The organism is Alphaproteobacteria bacterium HT1-32, assembly GCA_009649675.1.
In the GTDB taxonomy this organism is placed as follows: Bacteria; Pseudomonadota; Alphaproteobacteria; order Rhodospirillales; family HT1-32; genus HT1-32.
Genome location: WJPL01000004.1, coordinates 46,674 through 65,219 on the forward strand (window position 1 = coordinate 46,674; position 18,546 = coordinate 65,219).

The 18,546-nt window shown below is 56.3% G+C and carries 15 protein-coding genes; 12 read left to right on the plus strand and 3 right to left on the minus strand.

Going from position 1 to position 18,546, the window contains the following annotated elements; genetic code table 11:
• Positions 1-6: 6 nt before the first annotated feature.
• Genes nosD through GH722_19490 form a run of 5 tightly spaced genes read left to right on the plus strand, consistent with a single transcriptional unit; the run spans position 7 to position 4,514 of the window.
• The gene (nosD, locus tag GH722_19470; protein ID MRG73943.1) at positions 7-1,275 is read left to right on the plus strand and encodes a nitrous oxide reductase family maturation protein NosD; all 1,269 of its coding nucleotides are present in this window, start codon (positions 7-9) and stop codon (positions 1,273-1,275) included.
• Positions 1,272-2,183: an ATP-binding cassette domain-containing protein gene (locus tag GH722_19475; GenBank protein MRG73944.1), complete on the plus strand. Its 912-nt coding sequence runs from the start codon at positions 1,272-1,274 to the stop codon at positions 2,181-2,183. The genes nosD and GH722_19475 overlap by 4 nt, the downstream gene beginning before the upstream one ends.
• Positions 2,180-3,010, plus strand: a complete 831-nt coding sequence (locus GH722_19480; protein ID MRG73945.1) for an ABC transporter permease subunit — start codon at positions 2,180-2,182, stop codon at positions 3,008-3,010. Before GH722_19475 ends, GH722_19480 begins: the two co-directional genes overlap by 4 nt.
• A gap of 11 nt (positions 3,011-3,021) precedes the next feature.
• A complete protein-coding gene (locus tag GH722_19485) occupies positions 3,022-3,558 on the plus strand; it encodes a copper resistance protein CopZ (GenBank protein MRG73946.1) in 537 nt (178 codons plus the stop codon).
• Positions 3,555-4,514, plus strand: coding sequence for an FAD:protein FMN transferase (locus GH722_19490; protein MRG73947.1), 960 nt, complete (start codon positions 3,555-3,557; stop codon positions 4,512-4,514). The genes GH722_19485 and GH722_19490 overlap by 4 nt, the downstream gene beginning before the upstream one ends.
• 64 nt (positions 4,515-4,578) lie before the next feature.
• Here GH722_19490 and GH722_19495 read toward each other — a convergent pair whose 3' ends face one another.
• Positions 4,579-4,968 carry a c-type cytochrome gene (locus tag GH722_19495; GenBank protein MRG73948.1) on the minus strand — a complete coding sequence of 130 codons (390 nt, stop codon included), beginning with the start codon at positions 4,966-4,968 and terminating at the stop codon, positions 4,579-4,581.
• Positions 4,969-5,322: 354 nt separating this feature from the next.
• On the opposite strand from GH722_19495, the gene GH722_19500 reads away from it, so the two are divergent.
• Positions 5,323-5,601, plus strand: a complete 279-nt coding sequence (locus GH722_19500) for a hypothetical protein (GenBank protein MRG73949.1) — start codon at positions 5,323-5,325, stop codon at positions 5,599-5,601.
• A gap of 436 nt (positions 5,602-6,037) precedes the next feature.
• Positions 6,038-6,325 (plus strand): hypothetical protein, encoded by a 288-nt coding sequence (locus tag GH722_19505; GenBank protein MRG73950.1) that lies wholly within the window; start codon positions 6,038-6,040, stop codon positions 6,323-6,325.
• A gap of 73 nt (positions 6,326-6,398) precedes the next feature.
• On the opposite strand, the gene GH722_19510 is transcribed toward GH722_19505, so the two are convergent.
• Positions 6,399-7,448: a helix-turn-helix domain-containing protein gene (locus GH722_19510; GenBank protein MRG73951.1), complete on the minus strand. Its 1,050-nt coding sequence runs from the start codon at positions 7,446-7,448 to the stop codon at positions 6,399-6,401.
• Positions 7,449-7,864: 416 nt separating this feature from the next.
• Between GH722_19510 and GH722_19515 the strand changes: the two genes are divergently transcribed.
• The 5 genes from GH722_19515 to GH722_19535 are packed head-to-tail and all read left to right on the plus strand — an operon-like array spanning position 7,865 to position 18,338.
• Positions 7,865-9,160 carry an NHLP bacteriocin system secretion protein gene (locus GH722_19515; protein ID MRG73952.1) on the plus strand — a complete coding sequence of 432 codons (1,296 nt, stop codon included), beginning with the start codon at positions 7,865-7,867 and terminating at the stop codon, positions 9,158-9,160.
• A gap of 3 nt (positions 9,161-9,163) precedes the next feature.
• The gene (locus tag GH722_19520) at positions 9,164-11,359 is read left to right on the plus strand and encodes an NHLP family bacteriocin export ABC transporter peptidase/permease/ATPase subunit (protein MRG73953.1); all 2,196 of its coding nucleotides are present in this window, start codon (positions 9,164-9,166) and stop codon (positions 11,357-11,359) included.
• A 5-nt stretch (positions 11,360-11,364) separates the two neighbouring features.
• Positions 11,365-14,337, plus strand: coding sequence for an NHLP bacteriocin export ABC transporter permease/ATPase subunit (locus GH722_19525; GenBank protein MRG73954.1), 2,973 nt, complete (start codon positions 11,365-11,367; stop codon positions 14,335-14,337).
• Positions 14,338-14,360: 23 nt separating this feature from the next.
• Positions 14,361-14,906, plus strand: coding sequence for a cyclic nucleotide-binding domain-containing protein (locus GH722_19530; protein MRG73955.1), 546 nt, complete (start codon positions 14,361-14,363; stop codon positions 14,904-14,906).
• Between the two features lie 12 nt (positions 14,907-14,918).
• On the plus strand, positions 14,919-18,338 hold the full coding sequence (locus GH722_19535) for an AMP-binding protein (GenBank protein ID MRG73956.1): 3,420 nt from the start codon (positions 14,919-14,921) through the stop codon (positions 18,336-18,338).
• 20 nt (positions 18,339-18,358) lie between these two features.
• Here the strand turns inward: GH722_19535 and GH722_19540 are convergent, their stop codons facing one another.
• Positions 18,359-18,544, minus strand: a complete 186-nt coding sequence (locus GH722_19540) for a hypothetical protein (GenBank protein MRG73957.1) — start codon at positions 18,542-18,544, stop codon at positions 18,359-18,361.
• Between the last annotated feature and the right edge of the window lie 2 nt (positions 18,545-18,546).

The following is an 18,546-nucleotide window of genomic DNA, read 5'->3' on the forward strand; positions in this document are numbered from 1 at the left end:
CGCCCGATGAGATCGACGGCTCGCGTTTTGTCGGGTTTGTTTCTCGGGATATTGCTGACCACATCGGCGCTGGCCGCCGATGTGGTTGTCATCCCGGGCGACAACAGGCTTGCGCGGGCCGTCGATCAGGCTGCTGCCGGTGACCGGTTACTGCTTGGAGACGGTATCTATACAGGTGGTCTTGTCCTGACCCGTCCTGTTGAAATTATCGGCAACGGAAGCTCCCGGCTGCAGGGCGGCGGAAAAGGGTCCGTGATCACAATTGATACGCCGGGCGTGGTTATTGCCGGTCTTCATATCTCGGGATCCGGGTCGAGCCACCAGACAATCGACAGCGGGGTTCAGCTGACCCAGAAAGCAACAGGGGCCGTCGTCCGCGACAATTACTTCGAGGGCAACCTGTATGGTGTTGATATTCATGGCGCACATGATGCGCGGGTTGAGAATAATACGATAACCGGACGTCAGGACCGTCTGATGAACCGTCGCGGTAACGGCATTTATGTCTGGAACGCACCCGGTGCCACGGTGACCGGTAACAGCGTAAAATTCGGCCGTGACGGGATCTTCGTGAATTCCAGCCGGGATAATTCATTCCGGAATAACCGGTTCGAAGATCTTCGGTTTGCAGTTCACTACATGTACGCGAACGACAGCGACGTGACGGGTAATCTGTCGATCGGAAACCATCTCGGTTATGCGATCATGTTCAGCAGCCGGGTCAGTATTGTTGATAACACATCAATCAATGACCGCGATCACGGAATCATGCTGAACTATGCCAACAGTTCCGAACTGAAAGGCAATCTTGTCCGCAATGGCGGAGAGAAATGTCTGTTCATGTACAATGCAAACAAGAACCTGATGCAATACAATCATTTTGAAGGCTGCCAGATCGGAATCCATTTCACTGCGGGTTCCGAACGGAACGAGATCATCGGTAATTCATTCGTCGGCAACCGTACGCAGGTGAAATTTGTCGGTTCCAGGGATCACAGATGGTCGGGTAATTACTGGAGCGACCACAGCGCCTATGACGTCAATGGCGATGGCATAGCCGATCAGCCCTTCCGCCCCAATGACGCCATGGACCAGGTTCTCTGGACTCAGCCCTCGGCGAAGCTGTTGCTGGGGAGCCCGGCTGTCCAGTTGATCCGCTGGGCGCAGAAAGAGTTCCCGGCATTGCTTCCCGGCGGGGTGGTGGATGAGAAACCGCTGATGCGGCCTGCTGTCCGGTCAGTATCCGAAATCACTCAGGAGACGCGGATACAATGACCATGATTCTGCGCACAACGGGAATTTCAAAACAGTTCGGATCTGTTCAGGCGCTGCGGGATGTCAGCCTTGATGTTGCGCCGGGCGAGCGCGTCGCCCTGCTGGGTCATAACGGGGCGGGAAAAACGACCCTGTTTCGAATTGTTCTGGGTTTCATCAGGGCAGATGCCGGGACAGCCGATGTAAACGGACATCCTCCCGGCAGTCCATCTGCGCGCCGGTATGTCTCCTACCTGCCAGAGAATGTTGCCTTTCCGAAAATGCTGACGGGGCGAGAAGTCGTCTCGTATTACGCAAAACTGAAATCCGCTGATAATGCCGAGGTCGCGGCCGCTCTGGAGAAGGTCGATCTGGTTGATGCAGCGGATCGTCGCTGCGGGACTTATTCAAAGGGGATGAGACAGCGTCTCGGGCTGGCGCAGGCGCTGGTCGGCAAGCCGAAGCTGCTGTTGCTTGATGAGCCGACATCCGGTCTGGATCCGCTGTCACGACAAAGATTCTATGATCTGGTTTCAGACATCGCCAACGCCGGGGCTGCGGTGCTGCTGTCCTCTCACGGACTTAGTGAACTGGAGGCCAAGACCGACCGTGTTGCGATTCTGCGCCGGGGTGAACTTGTTGCCAATGCGCCGCTCGCTGAATTGCAGCGTTCGGCAAATCTGCCGGTACGTATCCGCATTCGCTCAAACCTGCGGGATGTTGAGGCGGTTCACCGGGCGCTCGGTGGCGACCGTGTCAATGGTCTGTCGGTGGAACTCAGTTGTCTCCAGCCTGACAAGATGGCCCGTCTTTCCGAGATATCGGCGCTGGGAGATGCGGTGAATGATGTCGATGTCTCGCCACCGAACCTTGATGAAATCTATCGTTATTTCCTGACGGCGGATGATGTGACGGAACAGAAGCCATGAACGCCATTCTTGCCATTGCCCAGACTGAAATCAGGATTGGTATCCGCAATCGCTGGGTTGTGCTGTCGACACTGATCCTGCTGGTCTTCGCTCTGCTGCTGGTTCTGCTTGGCAGTGCGCCAACGGGGGCGACAAAGGCTGATAGCCTGAGTGTCATGGTGGCCAGTCTGTCGACGCTTTCAGTCTATCTTGTGCCGCTGATTGCCCTGCTGTTGTCCTTTGATGCGATTGCCGGTGAAATCGACCGGGGCACCCTGCAACTGACCTTCGCAAGCCCGGTGTCGCGTGGTCAGGTTCTGATTGGGAAGTTTCTCGGTCATGTGTTCGTGCTCGGCATTGCCGTGCTGTCCGGATATGGCATTGCCGGTGCCGTTGCCTACTGGACGGGCCAGAATACCGGGGTTGCAGGGGTCAGCGACCTTGCCCGCTTAATTATGACCAGCATTGCTCTTGGCGCGACCTTCATCACCATCGGATATGTCGCCAGTGCCAGTGTCCGGCAGACCGGTACTGCGGCGGCGCTGGCCGTGGCGATCTGGTTGTTTTCGGTGGTGCTTTATGATCTGGCGCTGCTTGGCGGGCTGCTGGCCAGTTCGGATGGTCTGTTTGCCAAGACACTGTTCCCCTATCTTCTTGTCGCCAATCCGGCAGACGCCTTTCGCGTTTTCAACATGGCCGGTATCGGTCTGGCTGAAGCGGCAACGGGGCTGGCAGCGAATGGCAGCGCCATGCCTTTCTCGCCCCATCTGGCAATAATCAGCCCGTTCATCTGGATGGGCCTGGGGCTTGTCGCTTCAACCGTTATTCTGAAAAGGATACAGCCGTGATCACAAGGCTGATGTCATCGACATTCATCATTGCCGGTCTGCTGCTGACCGGCGGCTGCAGCGAACAGGATGCGCAGATTATAGCGCCGGGGCCTGTTGCGCTGACCGAGGAAGCTCTCGGTCATTATTGCAATATGAACATACTCGAGCATACAGGGCCAAAGGCGCAGATACATCTGAAGGATATTCAGTTCCCGGTCTGGTTCTCACAGGTACGCGACGCGATAGCCTATACCCGCATGCCGGAAGAAACGCTGGAACCGGTTTCGATCTACGTCAATGACATGGGCCGGGCGACCAGCTGGGATTACCCGGAGAATGATACCTGGATTGATATCAACAAGGCGTTCTTCGTTATTGGCAGTACACGGGCCGGTGGCATGGGAGCACCCGAAGCAATCCCGTTCGGATCGAAAGATCAGGCGGAAGCTTTCACAGCCCGGCATGGTGGTGAGGTCCGGTCGCTTGATATGATCCCGGATGCCTATGTCCTTGGCCCGGTAGATCTGAAATTGCAGACCAATATTACTACGGGAGCGACAGAATGAGCCTTACAAGACGCAGGTTTATGACGATCACTGCCGGACTTGCACTGGGATCGGCAGTGCCAGGGGCTTTTGCCGCACAGACGGAGACCTGGCGGGGTGTTGCGCTTGGGGCGGACGCCAGACTGATCATATCCGGAATGCAGCGGGAGGATGCACGGCGTCTGATCGGTCTGGCGCTGGCAGAAATCAACCGGCTGGAGAATATCTTCAGTCTTTATCGGACAGACAGCGAGCTTTCCCGTCTCAACAGAGACGGGGTTCTGAGGAATCCGGCGCCGGAGATGCTCTCGCTCTTCTCCGCAGTGAGCGGTATCCACAGGGTAACAGCCGGGCGTTTTGACCCGACGGTGCAACCCCTCTGGGCTGCTTATGCAGAACAGGGCGGGCGACCATCCGGCGCTGAGATAAACCGGATACTGAAGCGTGTCGGCTGGCAACGGGTCGGGTATGACAGCAGATCGGTGCGGTTTGCCGAAGCCGGCATGCAAATCACCCTGAACGGTATTGCACAGGGTTTCGTTACGGACCGGATCTGTGCCGTATTGCGGGCTGAAGGACTTGATAATGCAGTGGTGAATATCGGCGAGATATCAGCGCTGGGACATCAGGCTGACGGCCAGTCCTGGCCGGTTGGTCTTGCGGTTCATGGTGATGACCTCCCGGAAGAAACCATCCGTATTTCAGATATGGGGCTGGCGACCTCTGCGACTGTCGGGACAATGTTTTCCGACGGTTCCGGTCATATCCTGAATCCTCTGACCGGGCTGCCTGACGGGCAGATATGGAGCCGGGTCAGTGTCCTGCACCAGTCAGCAGCGATGGCCGATGGCCTGTCGACGGCTGCGGTGATGATGACGGAGGCTGACATGCAGGTATTGGTTCGGAAAATTAGCGGTGTACGTATTATCGCCCGGCATCAGGACGCTCCGTCTGTTGTGATCAGGGGAGAGTCATAAACCTTCCAGATGCCCTGCCCGGCGTTTCCGGGACAGGGCATGTCTGTAAGCCGGAAACCGGTGATTAATTCTGGAGAGATGCCAGATAGGCGAGGATATTTGCGATGTCTTTTTCTTTCTTCAGGCCGGGAAATGACATTTTGGTGCCTTTGATCTTGGCAGACGGTTTCCTCAGATAATCGGCCAGTTCGGCCTCAGTCCAGATCAGACCGGCATCGGCTTTTTCAGTCATCGCCTTGGAATATTTGAAGTCTTCAATAGATGCGGCCGGGCGACCTATAATCCCTACCAGATGCGGACCGATCGTGTTTTTTGCCTCATCGGCTTTGTGACAGGCGGAACATTTCTTGAAAACCTTGGCCCCGGCATCAGCATCGCCTTTGATGTCCTGTGCGCTGGCGACCCCGGCGGTGCCAAGAATCATGATAAAAGCGGCTAGAAGGCGTCCGTACATTTTGTATTTCCTTATCTGCGTTGATGAAGCGAGGATACTGCAATCATCGCGATTATCTTTGTGATGGCTCAAGGAATCCAGAATTCAGAGGGTGATGTCAATTGTGAGAGAGGATTTCATCAGCTGGCCTTAAAATTCATCCGTAAATGGCACCATGTCTGACGGCGGTGCCTGATGGTTAAACATTCATTCAAAGCCCTGTCTGGACAACCGTGCGAATAGGTTTGTGAAATGCCCAGACAACAGGTTTGGGACGTGGATGTAACAGGTTTTTGAATTTTCAGGATATTAGAACTGATCAAACTTGGGTTTCGTACCTGAGGTCAACAGCCTGCTTAAGAAAGGTGGTCAGCTATGAGTGATGCAGTGATGGAGTTTTACAAAGTCGCCCGCCGGGACAAAGAAATAGTCGGTTTGCTGTCAGGAATTTCTGATGAGGCGATGTTCATCAGGACGGCAATGGAACTGGGCCGGGAAAAGGGGTTTGTCTTCACAGCTGAAGAGGCCGGGGCTGCGATCTCGGAGTTTGAAGTTCTTATTGAACATGCGTCGAACGATGACGAACTGACTGACTTTGAACTGGAAATGGTCGCTGCCGGAGCACCAACGAATACTCATAGCGGGGGGACATGAGTTGAGCGATTTTACGTTCCCGTGATTAGTCGTTCCGGAAAGGGCTGGTATGCGCAGGCCAGACATCATCGATTCGAGTAAAGATAAAGCATAACAGGGCATGTTTATACTTTGCCCCGGTCCATAGATTGAGGCGCAGACTCCCGGGATATACATTGGATTATGAAGATAAATACCGGGTATCCCGGTTATGCATATACCTGAATAAGCCTGTGAAGACTGTCGCCCCAGGTCAGAGGTTTCTCGGTAACTTTCAAAATGTTCTGACAGGAACTTTATACAGGCGGGCGCTAATAAAATTCTGCCTTGGTAAACACTGAGACAGTATTTTTGGGACGGACTTACAAAGATATTCTGAGAATTCCGTGTAAAGTACTTCCGTCGATTTCAGGTTCCGTATTCGGAGACAGACGGTTTAAATGGAGGAAGAGTACCTATGAGTGACGCAGTGATGGAGTTTTACAAGGTTGCCCGCCGGGACGATGAGATGGTCAGTTTGCTGGCAGGGATTGAAGATGAGGCCTTGTTCATCAAAACCGCAATGGAACTGGGTCGGGAAAAGGGGTTTGTTTTCACAGCTGAAGAGGCCGGGGCTGCGATTTCGCAGTTCGATGGTTTTATTGAAGATGTGTCGAACGATGACGAACTGACAGATTTCGAGTTGGAAATGGTTGCAGCAGGTCTGCCGATCAACTGCAGCAGTGGTGCAGTGCGTATGCAGTGATATTATTCCTGCTCGCCATGACCCCGGCGGCTGAGCGGTCAGCCTGACCGAAAAAGTGCCGACAGCAGAACGACTATTTTGCCAGTTCACGTATCCAGCTGGCAAATTCGGCGGAGTCTTCAGCCGCCGCTGATATTCCGTCGCGGAGATAGTGGTTGCCTGAGGCTTCCATGCGCAGGTGGCTGGGGGATTTGCCAAAGCGTGCCTTGAAAGCGCGGCTGAAATGGGCCTCGCTGGAAAAGCCGCATTCGAAGGCAACGGCGCCGATTGACAGATGATCAGACTGGGGCTGGGTCAGCAGGCGGATACTGCGCTGCATCCGGCGTTCCCAGACATACCGTGCAACTCCGTCATAGGGATCAAATATCCGGTAGAGCTGGGACCGTGAAATGTTGAAGGTCTTCGCCAACTCCCCGGGGGAAACCGGGTCGGACAGATGTTTTTCGATATGAGCACGGATCGATTTGCCGAGTGCGGCGGAGACTTCCGGCGTACTGTCCGGGTCGATGCGCCCTTCCTGTGCCAGCCATCCTTCCATCAGTCCGAGTGTGCCCTGCAGGGCGCCGGCGGCCTGGATCATGTCCATATCAGGGACGCTTTTCCACAAGGCCTGCATATGATCAGTCATGAATCTGACCATCGGATTGGCTGATGTCAGACATTTCGCGTGCTGCGGGGCGAGCAGTTCCGACAAATCCGGCTGCAGGTCGCGGGGCAGAACCAGCGTGAGATTGGCAAAGTCGGTGTTGAGCATCGCATGCGGTTTGTCCATGTCGATGATCAGCATGTCGCCGGCAACAATGCGTTCGTCACCTTCGGCGAGACCGCCCCCTTCCAGAAAAACCTGAACCAGAATGTGATCCATGTCGTCTTTTGCGATCCGGCTTTCGCTCCGGGAGAAAAGCTGAGATTCCGACCTTGTGACGCCAAACACGGTCTCGCCGAGATTACAGGCATCAATACGGGCATGGATGTCCTGTGCGGGCTTTCCCCCTTCGGGTGACGCGAGATCAAAAAAGACCCCGATATTTTCCCGCCAGACATCAAACCGGTCCGCAGCATCGAAATCATGACTGTCGAAGTGGACGACCGGTACTGCCGGAGGAGAGATTTCTGAATTCATCAGGTGCCTTCTGTTGAGCTGTTTTCGTTTGGCAGTCGATACCGGCTTCAAGAACAGAACGAAACCACAGCAGATGGTAAGGTTCCATCCTAACGTTCTGTTGGAATAGAGGGTCAACTGATTTTGAAGCCCCAGTCATGGACAGCATCAAGAGAAGTTCAATATCGTCGGATCATGAAAGTGATCAGCCGGTTAACTCTGTGGATTGCCGTTGTGTGAAGGGGGCTGATTCAACGAGGGGGGACGATCGGCATCTCCTGGTTGTTCTGCCCGTATTGTTGTTTCGGAAGGACAATATGGGACGTAAATGCTGTTGATCTCCCGGTTGGGTATGAATGTCAGGGAGGTGCTATGCCAGATTGCAACATCCGGGGATTGCGTTTTGAACGACCCGTTAGAATGTCTGTGGCGGGGTATTGAATTTGCCTGATGGTCAACCGCGGAAACTTTTCCGCAAAGCGGCGCTCGACCGGCTGTCATCGCCGGAGCAACTCGACCGGCTGGTTCCGATATCAGATACTTTTGGCTGGCTGGCACTGCTGACGCTGCTTCTGCTGCTGTCGGTTGCTGTTGTGTGGGGCGTTTTCGGGCGGATACCGGACCAGGTTGAGGGGAAGGGTATTCTGGTCAATACGGGAGGACGCATCATTGATGCGATGAGCCCGTCTGCCGGCACCGTGATCAATCTGCGGGTTGACCGGAATGATTTCGTAAAAAAGGGTCAGGAAATTGCGGCCATCGAGCAGACCGGCCTGCAGGATGAATATATTGGCGCGCTGGAGATGCTGGCGGAACGGCGCGACGAGCGGGATACGAGAGAACGGCTGTTCGCGGCAGAGTTTGCGCTGAAGGAAAACAACTTTACCCAGCAGATAAGAGCACAGAAGCAGATCATTCAGGCGGCGCGGAACAGAAGGTCCTTTCTGGCAACCAAGATTACCGGTCTCGAAGGATTGATCGCCAAAGGCTACACAACCAATGACCGTCTTGAAGAAGCGAATGTGGATTATAATGCTGCTGTACAGGACATCAGTACGGCGCAAAACCGCATTCTGGAAATCGAGGCAGAGAAACTTGATCTCCGGTCAATGCACCAGAAAGACCTGACGGGCATTGATCAGCGGATATCAGAGGCCGAACGCAAGCTGCGCGAGATTGAAACCCGGATGAGTGCAGATGCCCGGGTCATTGCCCCGGCGAGTGGTCGAATCACGGAGCTGAAGGTTTTTGAAGGTTCGGTTCTGCAGGCCGGTGCTGCAATTGCCAGTATCGCCACTACCGGCGATGCGCTGCAGGCGGTTCTCTATATTCCGACGGAGGATGGCAAGCGGGTGGAACCGGGTATGACCGTCCGTATTTCGCCATCTTCTGTAAAGAAAGAGGAGCACGGGTCAATTCTGGGAATTGTGACCGAAGTGTCAGCTTTTCCGGCGACACGTCAGGGGATGCTTACGGTTCTGCAGAATGATGATCTGGTGACAGCCTATTCGGAAACTGGCGCACCTTATGCGACCCGCGTCAACCTGATGGCTGATCCGCAGACTGTCAGCGGTTTTAAATGGACCTCCGGCGGTGGCCCGCGTCTGGATATAACCGGTGGCTCCACAGTCGAAGCTGAAATTACCGTCAGCGAAGACCCGCCGATCAACCTGATCATACCTTTCATCCGTAAACATACGGGGATCGGCTTCTGGTCTGAAGTTGTCAATTGACCGATGAGTGAGGCTGCCAAGCCATTCTCGCAATCCGGAGGGGGAAAAAAGAACCGGAGAGTGCGAACGCCCACCATCCTGCAGATGACCGGGGTGGAATGCGGCGTGGCCTCGCTGGCGATGGTACTGGCGCATTACGGGGCGTGGGTCTCAATCGAAGAATTGCGGATCAATGCCAGCGTTACCCGCGACGGCAGCAAGGCCAGCAATCTGCTGAAGGCGGCGCGGAAGTACAATCTGTCGGCCAAGGGCTTCAAGAAAGAGCCGGATGCGCTGAATACGCTGCCCCTGCCGTCGATCATCCACTGGAATTTCAATCATTATGTGGTCTTTGAAGGTATTCGCGGGGGATATGCCTATATCAATGACCCGGCCAGCGGACCGAGGAAAATTCCGGTTGAGGAATTCGGCGAATATTACACTGGGGTCGTGCTGGCGTTTGAACCGGGTGAAGACTTTGCGAAGCAGGGGACAGCGCCCGGACTGCTGGGCTCGTTTTCCAAGCGGCTTTCCGGGTCCTGGGCGGCATTGTGCTTTGTCCTGCTGATCAGTCTGGCTCTGGTCATCCCCGGCATTACCATTGCAGGTTTTTCGAAAATCTTTGTCGACAGTATCCTGATTGATGAGAAAAGCGACTGGCTGGTCCCCCTGATTCTCGGCATTTGTGTCGCCGCCCTGTTCCGCGGCGGGCTGACATGGCTGCAACAATCTTATCTTTTGCGCATGGAAACCAAGCTCGCGCTTTCGATGGCGTCACGGTTTCTCTGGCATCTGATTCGGCTGCCCGCCGATTTCTTCAATCAGCGTCATGCCGGGGATCTGGCTGATCGGATGGCCGCTAATGACCGGATCGCCACGCTGCTGTCCGGTCAGCTGGCGACCAACAGCCTGAATCTGGCAATGGTCATTTTCTATGGCCTGGCGATTGCCCTGTTTGATGGCCTGCTGGCACTCATTGCATTCGGTATGGCCGCGATGAATCTGGTCGCCCTGAAGGTTGTTAACCGGAAGCGTGAAGACCTGAGCCGCTCGCTGCTGGCAGATTACGGTAAGCTTGCTGCCGCGACAGTGGGCAGTCTGCGGGCAGCAGAAACCCTGAAGGCCAGCGGTACAGAGAATGATGCCTTTCGGAACTGGGCCGGGTATCAGGCAAAGATGTTGTTGTCGCAGCGGGATATGGGCGGACCAAACGCCCTGCTGACGGCGTTTCCGATGCTGATGACCTCCCTCACCACTGCCGCGATACTGGGTGTCGGGGGATATCGGGTCATGGAAGGGTCGCTGTCGGTCGGGTCGATCGTTGCCATTCAGTCCCTGATGGCAAGTTTTACCGGTCCGATTAAGGCTCTCGTTGATCTTGGCGGACAGTTGCAGAAGGTAAAAGGGGACATCGCCCGGCTGGATGATGTGGAGACACATTCCGTCTATACCGGACGGGGCCCGTCAGACGAGGGGGACTGGGAAGGCCCGGCCCAGCTGGCAGGCCAGATTACACTGGATAATGTCAGCTTCGGCTATAGCCCGATTGATCCGCCGTTACTGACCGGCGTGTCACTGGAATTGCGCCCCGGCGCACGGGTTGCACTGGTTGGCGGGTCGGGGTGTGGCAAATCCACACTGGGGCGGCTGGCTGCCGGAATTCTGTCGCCGAGAGAGGGCGAAATCCGTATCGACGGATATCCGATAGAGACGATCCCGCCGCATGTGTTTGCGGCCACGGTTTCCTATGTCGATCAGGACATCTTCCTGTTTGAAGGAACGGTTCGCGATAACCTCAGCCTCTGGAACAGTTCAACCCCGACCCGGTCGCTGACGCAGGCGCTGAAAGATGCCGCGATCCATGAAGAGGTCATGGAGCGGCCGGGACAGTATGAAGGGATGCTTGAAGAAGGCGGCATGAACTATTCCGGGGGACAGCGGCAGAGGCTGGAAATTGCCCGTGCGCTGGCCAGTGATCCGCGCATCCTGATTCTGGATGAAGCGACCTCGGCACTGGATTCAGTGACTGAGAAGCTGGTCGATGACAATCTCCGCCGCCGGGGATGTACCTGTCTCATCATTGCCCACCGGATGTCGACGATCCGCGATTGTGACGAGATCATCGTTCTGGACCGGGGGCAGATCGTTGAACGGGGAACGCATGACGATCTGCTGGCGGCAAACGGTGCCTATACCCGTCTCATCGGTATTGAGGGATAGGGCAGATGGCACAGGAGACCGCGGATCAGATTCTGAATTCGATTGATATCGACCAGCTTGGTGGTGAACGTCAGGCAGCGGAAGGCAATACTCCCCTGCATCTGGAAGATGTTGAGTCAGCAGTACTGGTGCTGGACGGACATCTTGATGTGTTCGCGGTCAGTTTTTCCGAAGATGGCAGGATTGACCGGCGTTACAGTCTGTATCGTGCGCATCGGGGCGATCTGGTGGTCGGCCTTCCGCCGGGCGGGCCGAATGAAACCGGATCCCGGTACTTTATTGAGGCTGTCGGTTCTGTCGGCACCGTCGTGCTTGATAAGATCACGACCGCCGCCATGCAGGTTGTTCCGGAGGCTGTTCTCGCCGGAATGCTCGACCGTCTGGCAGAGGGGCATCTGTACAGCTTCGAGCATGGCCGGCCAGCCAGAACAACGACAGTTATGGGCGTTGGCGACCACTCGGAACTGCACAGGGCTATCGCGGCCTTCGGCACGGGCCACAGGCCGGTCTGGCTGCGGGCAGGGAGTGACCTGCTGATGTATGGGGATACCGCCCTGAACGCCACCTGCCTGCCGGTCACATCTTCGGCCTGGGCAGAGGTAACGGACAGCCAGCAGGTCAGTTGCCTCGGGTCAGCAGATCTGGTTGTCGATGGCAGCTGGTATACTGCCCTGTCAGGGTTTCTGACTGTTTGTCAGAATATGTATGCTGTCCGCATTGCAGAAGCTGATGAACTTGTTCGGGCACAACTGACCAGAACGCGTGAGGTCGAGGGCAGGGCGCTGGAGGATGCGCTGCTCGGGATGGCCTCGACCATCCGGCCGTCCCGGTTTCCTGCCGAGATGTTTGGCGATGTTCATGATCCGCTGCACCGGGCCTTTCTTATTGTCGCCCGTGATCAGGAGATTGAGGGCAGTGAAACCCCGATGTCACTCAGGGCGGGCGTTGGTGTAAGCCCCATTGATGCGCTGGCCCTGACTTATCGGGTTCGCACCCGTCCGGTTCTGCTGCGGGACCGCTGGTGGAAGAGCGATAACGGGCCCTTGATTGGCTATCTTGAAGCCGACAACAGCCCGGTTGCCCTGTTACCGGTTGCGGGTGGAGGTTATCGGATTCTTGACCCGCAACAGGGCACCGACAAACGCGTGACTGCCGCTATTGCTGCGGATGTTCTGGTCGAAGCCGTCATGCTCTACAGGCCGTTACCGGAAACGGTTGCCGGCATTGGCGGGCTGATCGGCTTCATCATGCCGAAAATCAGGATGGATTTGCGGCGTATCGCACTGATGGGTGTTCTGGGCGGTATGATTGCGGCTTTCACGCCGGTGATGACGGGGCAGCTGATCGAAAAAGTCCTGCCTCGCTCTGACATGTTTCAGCATGCGCAGATCATCATTGCGCTGGTTTGCGCCAGCTTCGGTGCAGCCGTGTTCGAGGCAGTGAAGTCATTCGCCCTGCTGCGGATCGAAAGTCAGGCTGACCTGTCACTGCAGTCATCCATCTTTGACCGGGCGTTACGGCTGCCGGCCCGGTTCTTCCGGGGCTACACAGTCGGTGATCTGACAGACCGCGTGCTCGGGGTTCAGACGATCCGCCAGACACTGACCGGCACAACCCTGCAAAGCCTGCTGAGCGTCCTGTTCAGCTGTTTCAGCCTGATATTGCTTTTCTTCTATAACTGGAAGCTGGCGCTGGTGGCGGTGGCGATGGTTCTGGTCGCCATTCTGGTCACGATCTATCTCGGAATTCGTCAGCTTGAACATGAACGTGAGCGGATCAGGCATCAGGGGCGCGCCGAAGGCTTCATCCTGCAGATGCTGACTGGCATCAATAAGCTGCGGGCAGCGGCTGCCGAGAAAAGGGCCTATGCCAGATGGGCGAAGTTCTTTACCGAACAGAAGGGCCGGTTTGTTCAGGCCCAGCGGTTTGCCAACTATCAGGATTTGTTCCAGTCGGTTTTCCCGGTTCTCGCTACGGGAGTAATTTTTATTGCCGCATCCGTTTTCATTGAAGATGCGGCGAATCAACTGGCGCTGGATGCACTGGTGGCCAAGGGCGGAGAAGAACCGGCAGAAATCATGTCGACCGGTGACTTCATCGCATTCAATACAGCCTTCGGACAGTTTCTGCTGGCAATGACGGCGCTGTCGACGGCGCTTACCCGGTCGCTGGCAGTCATTCCGTTATATGAACGCATGCGCCCGATCATCGAAGCTGAGCCGGAAGTGAAAGCGGAAAACCTGCTTGTCGAAACCCTGCAGGGCGGCATTGAAATCAGCCATCTCGGTTTTCGGTACGCGGAGGGTGCTCCCCTTGTTCTGGATGATCTGTCGCTGACGATTCGGCCAAATGAGTATGTTGCCATTGTCGGTTCCTCCGGCAGTGGAAAATCAACACTTGTCCGGTTGATGCTGGGGTTCGAGAAGCCGGAGTCCGGTGAAATCCTGTTCGACGGGATACCGCAGAAAAGTATGGATATCTCAGGGCTTCGCCGCCAGATGCAGGTTGTTCTGCAGCATGGAAAGCTGACAAATGGCAGCATCTTCACAAACATCGTCGGTTCGACAACCCTGACCCAGGATGATGCCTGGCAGGCAGCCCGGCTTGCTGGTTTCGACAAGGATATCGAAGCATTGCCGATGGGAATGCATACGGTCATCACCGAGGGTGTCAATACCCTGTCCGGGGGGCAGCGCCAGCGCCTGATGATTGCCCGTGCGCTGGTTCAGCGTCCGGCCATTCTGTTGCTTGATGAGCCAACCAGTGCGCTCGACAACACGACGCAGGATATTGTGATGACATCGCTGCGTGAGCTGAACGCAACTCGAATTCTTATCGCGCACCGGCTGTCCACCGTTCGCCATGTCGACCGCATTCTGGTGATGGACAGGGGAAAGCTGGTCCAGACGGGAAGTTATGACGATCTGATATCAAAACCGGGTCTGTTCGCAGACATGGCCAAACGTCAGTCACTTTAATCACGACAAGAGGGAGCAGGGGTATGCGCAAGGTATTGTTTATTCTGGGGCAGCTGAGTGACAGCGACGCCGAATGGATGTCACGGTCCGGTGTCCGGCGGGCCGTTGGGGACGGAGACATTCTGATCCGGCAGGGTGTTCCGGTGGCCAGTATCTTCGTTCTGCTTGAGGGGCAGTTGCGGATTGAAGATGAAAAGCTCGGCGTGATAGCAGTGCTCGGTTCGGGCGAAATCGTCGGCGAGATGTCCTTTGTGGATGATGCGATGCCTTCTGCTTCCGTCATTTCAGATGGCAGCAGTGTGGTGCTGGAACTGAGCCATGCCGCAATTGACCAGAGATGCGAAACCGACCCGGCATTCGGAATGCGCTTCTACAAGGCGCTCAGCTTCTTTCTGGCAGACCGGCTCCGCGGGACTGTCCGGCGTCTGGGTTATGGTCAGGGCTCCGCTCTGGACAGTGAAGATGTGCTGGAAGACGAACTGGACGAAAAGCTGCTCGATTCAGTCTCGCTTGCCGGTGACCGTTTCGACCGGATGCTGAAACTTCTGTCATCTGCCCGGCAGGGATAGGTGACGTAACAGGTGCTGACTATTGCCGAAGCACTCGACCGGCATGCCCGGATCAATCCGGATGGCGTTGCCTTTACCTACCTGATTGACGGGGAACGAGAGACCACTTCCCTGTCTTTTCTGGATCTCGCCACACGTAGCCGGGAGCTGGCAGCAGTCATGCGGCAGCGCCGCCCCGAAAGCGAGCGGGCATTGATCCTGCAGGCGCCGGGCATTGATTTTGTTGTCTCGCTCTGTGCCTGTTTCTATGCCGGTATTGCTGCTGTTCCGGCGCCGCTTCCTGCAGCACGGGCGAACAGCCGCTCAGCCCGGAGGCTGAATGGTCTGTTTCAGGATGCTGCGCCGGACATGGTGCTGACCCATTCAGAGTCTCTGTCGAGGGTGCGCTGGGTGACCGACCGGCAGGCCGGGATGCCGGACAGTGCCTGGCTGTCAGTGGACCTTGTACCGGGGGAGGGCACTCTGCCGGGCAGTGATGGTGTGGCAGAGGTGACGCCCGACACTTATGCCTTGATTCAATATACATCAGGTTCAACGGCCAGCCCCAAAGGGGTGGTCATCAACCATCGCAGTCTTTCGCATGATCTGGCCGGGATTGCCGAAAAGTTCTCCCTGACAACGGAAAGCGTTGTCGTCAGCTGGCTGCCACCATTTCACGATATGGGGCTGATCGGCGGCATTATCGAAGGGATCTGGAGCGGGTATCACACCATATTGCTGGACCCGAAACATTTCCTGCAACGCCCGCTGCGATGGCTTGAGGCCATCGACAGATACCGGGCTGATGTCAGCGGTGGCGTGAACTTCGCCTTTGACCTGTGCAGTCAGTCTGCCCGGACCTCTCGGCCTGAGGGTCTGGACCTGTCCTGCTGGCGACTGGCTTTCAGCGGGGCCGAGCCGGTCCGGGCTTCGACAATTACCCGGTTCTCGGAAATCTTTTCAGATTACGGATTCAGCGGGGAGGCTTTCTACCCCTGTTATGGCCTCGCGGAGGCGACCCTGATGGCAACCGGCCCTGAGCCGGGAAGCAGGCGGCCGCTCCTGACCCGCTTTGATACGGAAGCGTTGCAGGAGGGTCGTGCTGTGACAGCTGCTGGTGAAGACCGGCAGGTTACGGAACTGGTCAGTTGCGGAAGCCCCTGCCGGGATACAGTGGTCGCAATCAGGGACAGCGAAACAGGTCAGGCCTGCGCCGACGGGATCACAGGGGAAATCTGGCTGTCCGGCCCTGTCCTGATGCAGGGATACTGGAACAGGCGCACGCGGAGGGCGGATGAGGAATTCCGGCCTTTGTCCGACCAGTCAGCAGATCGTTATCTGGCGACCGGTGATCTGGGCTTTCTGCTTGAGGGAGAGCTTTATGTTACCGGCAGAAGCAAGGACCTGATTATCATCCGTGGCAAAAATTATGCGCCGGGAGACATTGAGGAGGCCGCCGGAACCAGCCATCCCAGCCTGTTGCTCGACGGGGTCGCAGCTTTTGGTCTTGATCCGGGGACGGGGGAAGAGCTGGTTGTTGCCTGCGAGGTCCGGCGGGAGGATCGTCACCATGCCGACAAAAGCGGGATACTGAACGCGATACGGCGGAATATTACGGAATGTTCGGGACTGTCCGCGCATGACATCGTTCTGCTGAAACCCGGCTCGCTGCCGCGAACCACGAGCGGTAAAATTCAGCACCATGCCTGTCGCGATTGTTATCTGAACGAAACCTGGTCTGTGCTGCTCAGTCAGAAAACAACGATGACAGCGTCGTCGAATCAGGCGGATCATCGTTCTCTCGTCATCCGGCCGGGCACGCCGGGGGCACGCCTTCAGCAGCTTGAAACTTATCTCGGAATGACACTGGAAGCGTTGACCGGGGTGTCACGGGCCTTCATCAGCCGGGATACTCCCTTGTCTGAAACCGGACTTGATTCACTGAAACTGATCGAATTTTCACTTCATATCGAACGGGATCTGGAGCGACCTGTCAGAACGGACTGGTTCGATGCCGAAACCACGATAGGAGAACTGGCTGACCTGATCCGGGGAAGGTTCTCCGCAGAAGCTGTTTCTGCGACCGGCTGGCATGCAGATGGTGATGGTGCGATGGCACCAATACCCTTGTCGCCGAGGCAGCATGAAGTCCTGCATGCCGGCCTCACAGACCCCGTGACCTTCGTTGAAGTTGTCCTGTTGCGAACGCCGGTTGACGTCGATCAGGCCGCTCTGGCGGCGGCAATTGAATGGATGACCCGTCATTACGACGCTTTCTCCCTGCGCTTTCGGCATGAGGACGACAGGTGGGTACAGCAGTATAGCAAGGCGGGGGATGGTATTGCCTTCGAACGGGTTGATGCCGCAAATATCGCCCCCGCCGGGTTTGCGGAGCTTCGGTCGAAGCTTATGAGACAGTTCAGATCAGAAATCAGTCTTTCGGAGGGGCCGCTGGCGAAGGCCTTTCTGATTGACCGGGGGGCTGGTGAGCGGGGGATGATGATGATCGGTTTCCATCATCTGGTGGTTGATGCGGTATCCCTGTCGATCTGGGTGATGCAGTTCGAGAGCGCCTATACATCTTTCCGTAATAACGGGTCGCATGATATTTCCGTGGCGGCACTGCCTTATGGCCGATGGCTGCAACTGCTTGATGATCATTACCGGACAGAAGATGTCTCCGGACAACTGAAGTACTGGCAGGATCAATGTATCCCAGCACCGGGGAAAACGGCTGAGGGGTACGCTTTTGAAATATCAGATGGTGAGGGGAAAAAGTCATGGCGTATGGCCGGAACGCGAGAGCTTTCGCGGTCCCGGAACCTGCGTCTGCTGCAGAAATTCCCGACCGGTGGGGAACGCAGCAGCGTGATGGCTTCTGCGCTGGCATGGGCCTGGAAACGACTGACCGGTGAGGAAGACCTGCTGGTCAGGCTTGAAGGTCATGGACGCCTTTCCTTTGACCAGTCCGATCCATTCTCGTCGATCGGGTGGTTTGCCTGTCGGTATCCGTTTCGGGTGACAACCCGGCAGCCTCTGACAGTGGATGACATTGTTGATGATACGCTGGCCCGTTTCCGGGCTGTTCCAGCAATGGGAACGGGTTATGACATGCTGATGCAGGGGAGAGCCGGAGATGCAGCCCGGTCAGTGATCGAAAGCCTGCCGAAGCCGCTGGTGGCGCTTCAGTATAGGGGCAGCATTGATGATGCCTTCCGGTCAGACGTCGATTTTCCTGTTATCGGGTTTATTCATGATTCGGTGAACTGGAAGGAACTTGCGGACCTGACAAACGATCCGGCGATTCTGCATATGTCCTCCTCTCTGCGTCGCAACGTCCTGCAATGGAGTTTCGTGGCGTCGGAAGAGCTGGATGAAGATGCGGTCAACCTGCTCTTCGAGGGAGTTGATGAGTTTCTGTCACTTCTGATCCCGGAGCCGGAAGCAGCCTGACGGTCCGTTGCCGGATGACCTCAGGGGATCATCCAGATAATGGCAATGATGATCCCGAGTATACCGGCAGCGATGATAAGGCCGGGACGCCAGGGCGTAATGGTGTCTGGCGTATCAGACTGTTGTGGTCCGCGCAGTCGGGCAATGGCCTTGTCGCGGAACAGTGACTTCCGGACAGTCCGGTCTTTTGCGTCTGGCCCGGTCATCC